This window comes from Paenibacillus sp. UNC499MF (genome assembly GCF_900107975.1).
Taxonomy (GTDB): domain Bacteria; phylum Bacillota; class Bacilli; order Paenibacillales; family NBRC-103111; genus Paenibacillus_F.
The window spans coordinates 100,441-110,443 of record NZ_FNVF01000015.1; the positions used below are offsets into that span (position 1 = coordinate 100,441).

Consider the following 10,003-nt stretch of genomic DNA (forward strand, 5'->3'; position numbering starts at 1 on the left):
TGCGGCACATCTTGCCTCACTGTCCGTTTCCTGCTTCACTCAGGAGCCATACCATCTCGATGGCAGCATCCTCCCGTTTTTTATCGATAGCCGCGTACTTCACCCTGATCGCTCTGCATGCTGCTCGATGATTTCCGCCAAGTACTCGGCATCTCGCGCCATCCAGCCCAACAAAGCGGAGCCGCGGCACGTTTGCCAAGGCAGGCCCACATAATACAATCCCTTCGCCTTGCTGACCCCTTTGACATGAATCGGTTTTCCGTTGGCATCTGCCGCTTCCGGAATACCGATCCAGGGATAATCACTTCGAAAACCGGTGGCCCAGATGATGTTAGCCGCCTTCATTCTTGCTGCATCCTCAAAAAGGATCTCTCCGGAATCCGCATCTACCGCTCTTTGCCTTAAGGAAACGACTCCTTTTTTCAGAAGAGCTTTCAATTCGGTGCCGTATACTTGCTCGGGTTGTTTTTTCAGCCAGGAACCAAGCGGAGACTCCTTGCCCGCTTTCAACAAACCGAATGTCTCAAAGTACCAGAATATGTTTTTACCGAATATACGCATCGGTTTAAAACTCATGGGACGGCTTGCCGAGATCGTGACTTGCCTATGACCGGAAAGTTCAACCGCGATCTGTGCGCCCGAATTGCCGCCTCCGACGACCAGTACGGGACCGTCCGCAAGCTGTGATACATTTTTATAACCGGAAGAATGGATCTGCATGACTTCCTCCGGCAGTTTTTTCGCAAAATCCGGAATGACAGGTTCGTGAAAAGGCCCCGTGGCCACAACTACTTGACGGGCAATAAAGGTTTCCTGCCCGGTTTCGATTTTAAACCCGTGCTCATGTTTCGTAAGTGAATGTACTTTCGTTTGATGCCGGATGGGCAGATCGAAAGCTTTCGCGTACGCCTCCAGATAATCGGCCGTTTCATCCTTGGCGGGTAAACCGTCAGGAACCCCTGGAAACTTCATGCCGGGAAGGCTGCTGTACATCCTTGGTGTAAACAAAGTCAAGGAATCATAACGCGATCTCCAGGAATCTCCGGTCCGTTTATGGGCATCGAGAATGAGGAAAGGTATTCCTTTCCGCTTCAGGAAATACCCCATCGCAAGACCGGCTTGTCCTCCGCCGATGATAATAACTTCCACATGATTCATTTTCACATTTCCCCTGGCTGCGATTTTATCGTTAACCTAGCGTTCCTTTAACAAACCTTGAGCGAATGTACCAACACCGTACCGTAGAAAATCTTCGACTTTGACGGACGTTATTTTCTGACCGTAAAGCGAAGCCGACATAAAAAATCCGAGGTTCATCCAAATAAAAGTCATCGCCGCCGCTTCTAGATCGGTTCGCTCAATAGCTCCCTTCTCATACATACGGCTTAAATAACCGATTAGCAGCTCCTTTAATTGAATCGGTATTGCGGCCGTTTTTTCGTCCAGTTCAGGAAAGTGCCCGGTCTCTCTTAATCCGATTAACACCATTTCGCCGTTGTGCTCCATAAACTCCTGGTACGTCCGCGCCACAAGGATCAGGTCGGATTGAAGCTCCCCCGTCAGGCTGTCAAAAACTTGATGGATCCCGGGAACATAGGAATACCGGTCCACTAAAGCGTCCAAAATCCCCTGTTTGTTAACAAAATGCCGGAAAATCGTACTTTCGTTCACGCCGGCTTCTTTTGCGATGGCGCGTGTAGTCATGCCCTTGTATCCTTTTTCCTTCATTAAAGAGATAGCGGCAGTTAAAATTTTATCCCGCGTTTCTTGCGCATTTTGTTCCATCTGCATCACCTTTCACGCGTGCAAGTACTTGCTTGCATTAACTATAACATGGCGGAGCCTATTTTGAAAAGTTTATTCCGGCTTGTCTACTTTTACTGTCCCAAACCAAGAATCTGGCTTTTCCCTCCGAAACGAACGAGGAGATCTCAAATTGGGATTTGCTTTGGAAGGAACTAGTAATTCCTGATAGAATATATATAAAGATGATCCGGCAATAAATTTGCACACCTAAGGAGATAAAACTATGGCAAATAACAAGTTACTTCGAATGGACAATGTCGGCATCGTCGTAGAATCCCTTGATGACGCAATCTCCTTCTTCGAGGAGATTGGCTTGAAGCTCGAAGGACGAGCCACTGTCGAAGGTGAATGGGCCGGTCGCGTAACCGGGCTGGGTTCACAGTGTGTAGAGATTGCTATGATGATTACCCCGGATGGCCACAGCCGGATTGAACTTTCGCGATTTCTCACTCCACCGATTATATCAGATCACCGGAATGCCCCTGTAAATGCCCTCGGATATCTACGCGTCATGTTCACCGTTGAAGACATTGACGAAATGGTATCCAGACTAGCTAAGCATGGTGCTCAGCTCGTTGGCGAAGTGGTTCAGTACGAGAACTCGTATCGGCTCTGCTACATTCGTGGAAAGGAAGGACTTTTAATCGGGCTGGCTGAACAACTCGGTAATAAATAAGTGACGTTTAAAAGCAGACTTAACTCAATAAGCCGCCTCTTCAACGGGGGCGGTTTTCTTATCGTAAAGATCAACATCAGGATTTACCATAGCCTAATCTTTAAAAGACCAAACGAATATGCTAGCATGGTTTGTATTCCGAGCTGCATGTCAAAGGAGGAATTGCATTGGAGGATTTAAACAAATCCGAATGGAAGGAAGCTTCCATAAAAGCGGTTCTGTTCGATATGGACGGCGTCCTTATAGACAGCGAACCGATTTATTTTGATATTGAACGCAGTTCGTTCGACCATTTCGGCGTGCCCGTGAGCGAAGAAGATCATCATAGTTTTGTGGGTGTAACGCTGGAGTCCATGTGGCAGCAGGTTCTGGACAAGCACCGGATTCCGTTTGCGCTGGAGCAAGTACTGACCTATCACAAGGACAATGTGATGAATATGTTGTCCGGACATACGGGACTTACTGCCATGCCTCAGGCGGAGCGCTGGCTAAGCTGGCTGAAAGAAAAGCAGATTCCGGTCGCTGTCGCCTCCTCTTCTCCACGGCCGCTTATTGAGCTGATTATGGACAAGACCGGCCTTGGGCCTTATTTCGACGTACGCGTCAGCGGAGAGGAAGTCGAACACGGGAAGCCGGCACCGGACATTTTTCTTCATGCGGCGGGCTTGCTGGGAGTGGAACCCTCTTCTTGTCTCGTCATCGAAGATTCGCGCAACGGCGTTAAGGCCGCGAAGAGCGCGGGCATGCGGTGCATCGGGCTTCAGAATCCCGGTTCGGGCAATCAGGATCTTTCACTAGCCGATTACCGGATAAGAAGTTTCGAAGAGCTCTGGGCCTTAAAAGATTCGCTGCCTTTTGCCCCGTTTTCTTCGCTGACTTAACATCTGCAAAAGACGAAAGGGCTTGCCTTCTAATGAAGATAAGCCCTTTTGCCATTCCCGCCCATGCTTTCCATTCACTGAATATACCTTCTGAAGCCCCGTATTTCCTTGAAAGAGAATTCATTTGATGACACGAAAACCTCAGATTTGTAAGAAATGTTCCGTCCCTATTCCGCACAAAAAAAGCCAGCCGGACTATCGTACCCGGCAGGCTTTCCGCTTTTGCATCATTTAGTTTAGACAGCACACGGTTTGTACAAACTACTCTTCCTGTACGTCCGCCTCTAAATCGCTCGCAACTTCAATGACTAAGGGAATCACGACCTTGTTCGTACCGGACACGTAGATATCCCCTTCGTAATGCCTGAATGGAATCACGGTATCCCCGTCATAGCTCCACATAAAAAAGTCCCCTTCAATGGACATACTGGTTGCGCCCTTCACCGTAAAAACGGTTGTATAGGAAAAATCCGCTTTGGACGAGAAATACTGTTTGCACTCTTCCAAAGAGATCGTTTTTGCGGAATTGCCGTTTTCCTGAAACGCTCTTGTAATCCGGTAACGCTGGCTCATTGAGATGCCTCCCATATTTTTAGTACATCTATTATATCTCAGGAATGCATAAGGGCAAAAGGATCAACCCGTGAAAGTTATGTTGTTGTTCAAGGCCGCAGCCTGTATCCTCTCCATTCATCCTGTACAGAAAGATGTTTTATTTTTTTCTTTCCACAAGGATCGGGACAGGTACTAAACCGTAATCCAGCATGGAATCCAGAAGTTCTTTACGGTCTCGAAAATGGTGGTAAAAACTTCCTTTACTTATTTTCAGCGCCTTGGCAAGTACTTCGACACGAACTTCATGTATGCCGCTTTCGGCCAGTTTAGTTAACCCGGCTCTTACCCAATCTTCCCTCGTTAATTGCATGGTCCCCCTTAGATACGGCAGCGTATGTTTTTCGTCAGAATACTCTTTGGATTTTATCTTGTCAATGGAGCTACGTATTCCTTCAAAGCTTCCAATTCATGAATCAACTGCCTAAGAGTTTCTTCTTTTTCAGATTCATTTTGTTCGTCATACAAAAATTGTTCCGTGAATTCCCAAATATCTTCAAGCAGCCTCCTGATTTTATAAAATCTGAGCGCTTCTTCATCTAGGATATAGTTGGGATGTATTTTTTTGTATAAAGCGAAAAAATCGTGAAAATAGCTTTCATCCGTCAGGAACATCAAGTCGGCTTCCACGGGTGCCAGTTTTACCCCCTCCCAATCAATCAGAATGAGCTGTTGATCGCTCTGCATCATGTTCCAGGGATGAATATCCGTATGGCACCAACGTAAAGGCAGCATGCGGCCGACCAATTTCAAAGATAAGTCCTGCAAAATAGATACCTGTTTAAGCAAAACGTTTTCGTAAGGCTTTATGGCAGATATGAATCTTGGAGGCGTATGGCGGGATGCCATCGTTTCGCCGAGTGCGTACACAAACGAGACCTGAAAATCCTCCGTCAGGTGCTCCACAGGCACAGGGATGGAATCTCCGGCCTTGTGCAGCTCGGCCAATATCGTTGACAATTGTTCAATCTGAGTTTGGTTTAAAGCTTTTTTTCCGATCGTTTCTCCGTGAATATATTCGTAAAGAAGAAAAATACCGTCCACATTTTCGCATACATATTCCCCAGATTGAGTTTTCAGAGGCACCGTGATTTTACCGGCCAGGTTCGTATTTTCGTTAAGCCAGCAGGTCACGGGGATATATGTATCCAGCATTGCGGTTAATTTTGGAGTCGACGACCGCTTTTTCTCATACTCTTTCAAAAAATAGGTTGAGTTACTTGAGGTCTCGATCCGGTAAGCCAAGGAAGCCCAGCCTCCTTGCTGCCTGTTAATGCTAAGCGGCTCCAGAAGATAATGTTCCGCAACCAATTTTGCGAGCCGTGCGAGCTTCAAGCTCTCTATTTCCATTCCTTTTCCCCTCCAGCGGTTGTCAATTCGTTAACGTTATTTTAAAACAGTCTGCGGGCAGCAGACATTCCCCGTCCTTGAGCCATGAATTCACATTCGAATTATCCTTGGGAACTTTGAGCATTCCTGCTATAATACTCGCTATAGTCCCCCCTATAAAAAATAAAGGTGAAATTATATGCTGTCATTTGCCCGATTGATTAAATGCAAGCCCCCTATCCCGTAATGATCGTGCCGAATTGAGATTTTTCAATTTATAGGGGGCATGAACTGTGTTAACCAAAAAAATCTCAACACCATCCATCCTGCTGTTTATTATTCTGGTGGGTTTTCCGCAAATCAGTGAAACGATCTACACGCCTTCTTTACCGGACATCGCGGATCAGCTCCAGGCCAGCCGGAACTTGATCCAGTTGACGCTCAGTATCTACTTCCTGGGCTTTGCCCTCGGTGTTTTTTGCTGGGGAAGACTCTCGGATTTTATCGGCCGTCGTCCCGCGCTGCTTTGGGGTATTCTCGTTTACGGGATCGGAAGCTTGGGGTGTTATTTGTCCGGCACCGCCGAATGGCTGCTGGTAAGCCGGTTTGTTCAGGCCTTTGGAGCCAGTACCGGCTCGGTTGTCACGCAAACCATTCTGCGCGAGAGTATCGACGGCGCCAAGCGTCACGCCGTTTTCGCCCAAATTTCCGCAGCATTGGCGTTCACTCCGGCGATCGGCCCGTTAATTGGCGGGTGGGTCGATCAAGCGCTCGGTTTCAGGGCGGTTTTCCTCACGCTTGTTATCATGAGCGCAGCCGTTTTTGCGTATACGTTCGCCGCACTTCCCGAGACAAAAGGAGCCGTAACAACTAACATAAAAATCCGGTTTGTGCTGCGGCGCATGATCGGAGATAAAAAGCTATGGGCATTCGGTTTTCTCATCGGTGCAACCAATGGCCTTTTGTTCAGTTATTATGCCGAGTCACCGTTTGTTTTTATGGAGTATTTTCACCTGACACCGGGCGAATTCGGTATTTTCGGTATTCTCGTGGCGCTGTCTTCCATTCTCGGCGCCTTGTTGTCGAAACAACTGTTAACGAGATTCACCGCCGAAAAGATCATCGTCACCGGTACGGCCGTATCCGCTGCCGGAGCGGCCTGCATGACCGCCATCATTTTGTACAAGGCGAGTCCTTCCGCAACCTTTCTCATCCTTCTGGCCATCTGTATCTTCATCTTCCTGCTTGGAATCGGGATGGCTATCCCCAACTGTCTGAGCTTGGCTCTGGTCCGATACGGCGATGTGCTCGGGACTGCGGGCGCCATCTTCGGTTTGGGCTATTATATCCTTGTCAGCTTGATCACGAGCGGCATGAGTTACCTTCACAACGATTCTTTACTCACGATGCCGCTTTATTTTCTCGTCTTGTCGCTGATTATGGTATTCGTAAGCAAAAAGCTGCTGCCCGTAAAATAAAGCGGCAATCTCAGGCAACGTTCTTCACTTCAAAAGCCGATTTTCTGAATTCAGAAAATCGGCTTTTTTTCTTTTAAAAAAACTTATGTTTATGCTCCCGCACGCTTAATGATCCCTTCCGACTATATAAGTCAACAAGTGCTTCAGGAAAGCGGTATTCCGCGGAATCTCTTTCAGCATTTCCATTGCCAGGCAGTAATGCTCCCACATCTCTTTAGCTGCGCCGTCCCGTCCCAATACCGTCACGAAGGTCGAGTTGTTGTTTTCAATATCTTTGCCGGCAGGTTTACCGAGTACGTCCAAGTTTCCTTCCGCATCAAGCAAATCGTCTTTGATCTGAAAAGCGATGCCCGCGTGGTAGGCGAACTTTTTCAGCGCTTCGATCTCGGAAGCCGGAACTTCCGCAAGAATGGCCGGCATGACGAGTGCCGCCTCGAATGCGATGCCGGTTTTATAAAAGCAGATCCGGTTCAACTGCTCCAGGGTCAATGCTTTTCCCCTGGCCTGCAAGTCCATCGCCTGTCCCATGCACATCTCCTCGGTCTTTTCGGCCGAATAGCGGATAAGGGCAAGGACGGACTTAGCCGGAAAACGGTCCAGCGACGTCTGCTCTTGGGTGGCCTTCTGGATCAGGTACAGTCCGGTCAGTTCCGCGGTGGCTATGTTGTGCACCTGATGCAGGGTCGGCCGTCCTCTCCTCGTGGACGCGTTATCCTGGGAAGGCAGGTCATCGAAGATGAGGGAAGCGGTGTGCATATATTCGAGCGATCTGAGCAGCGGGACGATCTCCTCCGCTTGCAGACCGTATTCGTTCACGCCCATCACCCAGGTCAAAATAGGCCGGATTCGCTTCCCCGAGCCTTCCAGACTGTAGTTGGCCGCGTCAATCAGCGCCTCTTTCATCTCGGGCATTCCGTGAGGCTTGGATATATGCAGAAAGCTGTTGATCTGATCACGTACGTCGGCGACCGTATCGGAGAAATCCTCTTTCTCTCTCTTGTTGTTTCGGAGCACGGCAACCACCTGGTCCCGCAGCAGTTTATCAAAGAAATCGACATCGTCCGCTTTGCTTACCATGGTTTGGATAAGACGATTAAATTCGGGATCTCCCGAAGCGAATATATTCATGATATCGTTATACTTCTCTCCACCGAGACGTGCTTTACATCGTTTGAGACCATTGATCGCACGATCCAGGATGACTTCACGGGTCTTGGCATCGGACCGGTACACGTTATGAATCAGATGGGAAATAACCGTCCAGTATAATTCATAGGGATTAATCAGATCCGGACGGCGATCCCGGTATTTTAAGTAGTAGGTATAAGGAGTTACCGCCTCGTCTTCCCTGTCATCGAACATATCCGCGAAATCATCGGCCAACTGGTTGTAGATGCCGTAATAAAAAGTCCGGTTGTCAAAGCCTTCGTCCGCGTCCGCACTAAGTACGGAACGTACAATCAGCCGGGAAGAAGAGGATTTTAGAATGATGGGGATATACAGCTCTTCATTCGTGTAAGTCTCGCAGGACAGGTCCTTCTTACGGTCAAGCTCTTGGGAGTGGAAAAACACATACGATTGTTCGTAAAAGGTTTTTAATGTTTCCGGCCTCTGATACGATTGGATCGACTGAAAAGCATCCCGCAGCTCCGCGTGTACGAATTCCAGCAAAGTCCGGTTATTGTAGGACCAATCGCCTAATTCAGGCACGGACCCCGTCAGAAGCGCGTTTCGTATCATGCGGGTAAACTCTTCTTTCTCCCGGTCGGTTAATATCCCCGAATCGAGAAGATCGTCTATAAAAGGATAGGTCAGCCCGTATGAATAGCCGAGCCGGATAGCTTCATCAAGTCTGCGGGACCGTTCATCCGCCGGCGTTGTATCATCCATATCGTCGTTAACGTGCAGAATAACCCCGAGAATGATTTTGAGCAGTTTGCGCTGAGCCTGCTCGGCATTCATACCGTCCGGAATACGGGAAGAAACGCTTTTGAGCTTGGCTATTAACCAAATGGCGGCGGATTCGATCCCTTCCTTCTGAGCCCACCGGTATAAGCCCGCCCAGCTTATATAATCCGGCTGATCTCCCCCGTCTGTTTTGCCGGAATTTATCAACTGGTTTTTGACGTCGCCGATCAAGTGCCGGATCTTCTTCTGTGTGCCGGGAGAATCTAGGGCTTGGCCCAGATCACGCAAATAAATATAGGAAATGCTCCGGTCCAGATAATCGTCCAATTTTCCCGTGTAACGAAGCCATTGGATATACCGGGAATAGTCCCGCGAATCGGGCTTTCTTTTTCTTCGGGTCAATAAGGAAAATAGCGAATAAGGCGGGAGATGATCTTTTTTCCACAGGCGGATATCTTCAGTCAGGACAGACACATAACGCTTCTCCTTGACCTGCTCGTAAAGCGATGTGAAATACTGAGCGGCTCTCTGCTCAGCCAGCCGGTACCAGGTATCGGCTTGGTCTGTAAATGTCTGGTTCATAGGATGCACGACCTCGACTTCTATTTGGTTAAACCGTCTTAAAGGAACAGCTCCTTCGCCGGACGGCAACCGATTTTGTTCTATTTATACGGGAAAAAATCGTTCAGGTTACGAAATGTTTATCCGGGACCGTAAAAAACCATTCGAAAAGATGCCGGGAGAAAAATAAAAGAGCGTCTGTGATGGCCACAGCGCTCTTATTTTGATCATTTCCGCATGATCGTACCGGCCTATCAGCCGATGATGAATTCCGTTGAACAAATAGCCATGAGAACATGTCAAATACCCCCTCCTGGATGAAGCGGGGGTATTTGACACTCATTTTCATGTAGGATGAACATCATTTTGCCAACCTGATTCGGCTTGCCTGGTTATTTCTTCGAAGATGGTTCATTTTTGTGCTCAATCACATGCAATACTTTAGGTTCAACGCCTTTTAACATTTGTTCATTGGATTGATTACTCTTAGGTACTTCGCCTTGCTTTTCACCTTGAAGCTGTCCATCAACCTGTGTTTGAGAAATGACAGCAATCACCTGTTGTTTGGAGACATTTTTAGACGCCGCCACTTCCACGACAGATTTACCTTTTGCCAATTCGGCTTTCAATTCTTCCGGGCTGATTTTCAGTAAGGAAAACAGTTTCGGATCATTCAAGAAACCATCGGCAAAATAATCAGGCTTGCCGTCTCTCGTGAAATAACCTTCCACTTTAGTTCCTGCAGATGCAGG

At 48.0% G+C, this 10,003-nt stretch carries 8 protein-coding genes and 2 pseudogenes; 3 read left to right on the forward strand and 7 right to left on the reverse strand.

What is annotated here, in order from left to right; translation table 11 throughout:
* Positions 1-99 precede the first annotated feature (99 nt).
* A complete protein-coding gene (locus C4S74_RS22505) occupies positions 100-1,158 on the reverse strand; it encodes an NAD(P)/FAD-dependent oxidoreductase (RefSeq protein ID WP_103997581.1) in 1,059 nt (352 codons plus the stop codon).
* Between the two features lie 36 nt (positions 1,159-1,194).
* Positions 1,195-1,785, reverse strand: coding sequence for a TetR/AcrR family transcriptional regulator (locus C4S74_RS22510; RefSeq protein ID WP_103997582.1), 591 nt, complete (start codon positions 1,783-1,785; stop codon positions 1,195-1,197).
* Positions 1,786-2,029: 244 nt separating this feature from the next.
* Between C4S74_RS22510 and C4S74_RS22515 the strand changes: the two genes are divergently transcribed.
* Entirely contained in the window at positions 2,030-2,482 is a 453-nt protein-coding gene (locus C4S74_RS22515; RefSeq protein WP_103997583.1) for a VOC family protein, read from the forward strand.
* A gap of 167 nt (positions 2,483-2,649) precedes the next feature.
* Positions 2,650-3,363 (forward strand): HAD family phosphatase, encoded by a 714-nt coding sequence (locus tag C4S74_RS22520; RefSeq protein ID WP_103997584.1) that lies wholly within the window; start codon positions 2,650-2,652, stop codon positions 3,361-3,363.
* A 261-nt stretch (positions 3,364-3,624) separates the two neighbouring features.
* On the opposite strand, the gene C4S74_RS22525 is transcribed toward C4S74_RS22520, so the two are convergent.
* The 3 genes and pseudogenes from C4S74_RS22525 to C4S74_RS22535 form a co-directional block, all read right to left on the reverse strand.
* Positions 3,625-3,936: a hypothetical protein gene (locus C4S74_RS22525; protein ID WP_103997585.1), complete on the reverse strand. Its 312-nt coding sequence runs from the start codon at positions 3,934-3,936 to the stop codon at positions 3,625-3,627.
* Positions 3,937-4,117: 181 nt separating this feature from the next.
* A pseudogene (locus C4S74_RS22530) lies at positions 4,118-4,288 on the reverse strand (TetR/AcrR family transcriptional regulator); the annotation flags it as partial.
* A gap of 53 nt (positions 4,289-4,341) precedes the next feature.
* Entirely contained in the window at positions 4,342-5,325 is a 984-nt protein-coding gene (locus C4S74_RS22535) for a phosphotransferase (RefSeq protein WP_103997586.1), read from the reverse strand.
* A gap of 272 nt (positions 5,326-5,597) precedes the next feature.
* Between C4S74_RS22535 and C4S74_RS22540 the strand changes: the two genes are divergently transcribed.
* Positions 5,598-6,782, forward strand: a complete 1,185-nt coding sequence (locus C4S74_RS22540; RefSeq protein WP_103997587.1) for a multidrug effflux MFS transporter — start codon at positions 5,598-5,600, stop codon at positions 6,780-6,782.
* 105 nt (positions 6,783-6,887) lie between these two features.
* Here the strand turns inward: C4S74_RS22540 and C4S74_RS22545 are convergent, their stop codons facing one another.
* Together C4S74_RS22545 and C4S74_RS22550 are read right to left on the reverse strand one after the other, a co-directional pair.
* Entirely contained in the window at positions 6,888-9,272 is a 2,385-nt protein-coding gene (locus C4S74_RS22545; RefSeq protein WP_181024510.1) for a polyprenyl synthetase family protein, read from the reverse strand.
* 371 nt (positions 9,273-9,643) lie between these two features.
* A pseudogene (locus C4S74_RS22550) lies at positions 9,644-10,003 on the reverse strand (hypothetical protein); the annotation flags it as partial.

What these genes read in the sequence shown, in the direction of transcription:
- C4S74_RS22505 (WP_103997581.1), bottom strand. Translation starts at nt 1,158, where the DNA reads ATGAATCATGTGGAAGTTATTATCATCGGCGGAGGACAAGCCGGTCTT.
- C4S74_RS22510 (WP_103997582.1), bottom strand. Translation starts at nt 1,785, where the DNA reads ATGGAACAAAATGCGCAAGAAACGCGGGATAAAATTTTAACTGCCGCT.
- C4S74_RS22515 (WP_103997583.1), top strand. Translation starts at nt 2,030, where the DNA reads ATGGCAAATAACAAGTTACTTCGAATGGACAATGTCGGCATCGTCGTA.
- C4S74_RS22525 (WP_103997585.1), bottom strand. Translation starts at nt 3,936, where the DNA reads ATGAGCCAGCGTTACCGGATTACAAGAGCGTTTCAGGAAAACGGCAAT.
- C4S74_RS22535 (WP_103997586.1), bottom strand. Translation starts at nt 5,325, where the DNA reads ATGGAAATAGAGAGCTTGAAGCTCGCACGGCTCGCAAAATTGGTTGCG.
- C4S74_RS22545 (WP_181024510.1), bottom strand. Translation starts at nt 9,272, where the DNA reads ATGAACCAGACATTTACAGACCAAGCCGATACCTGGTACCGGCTGGCT.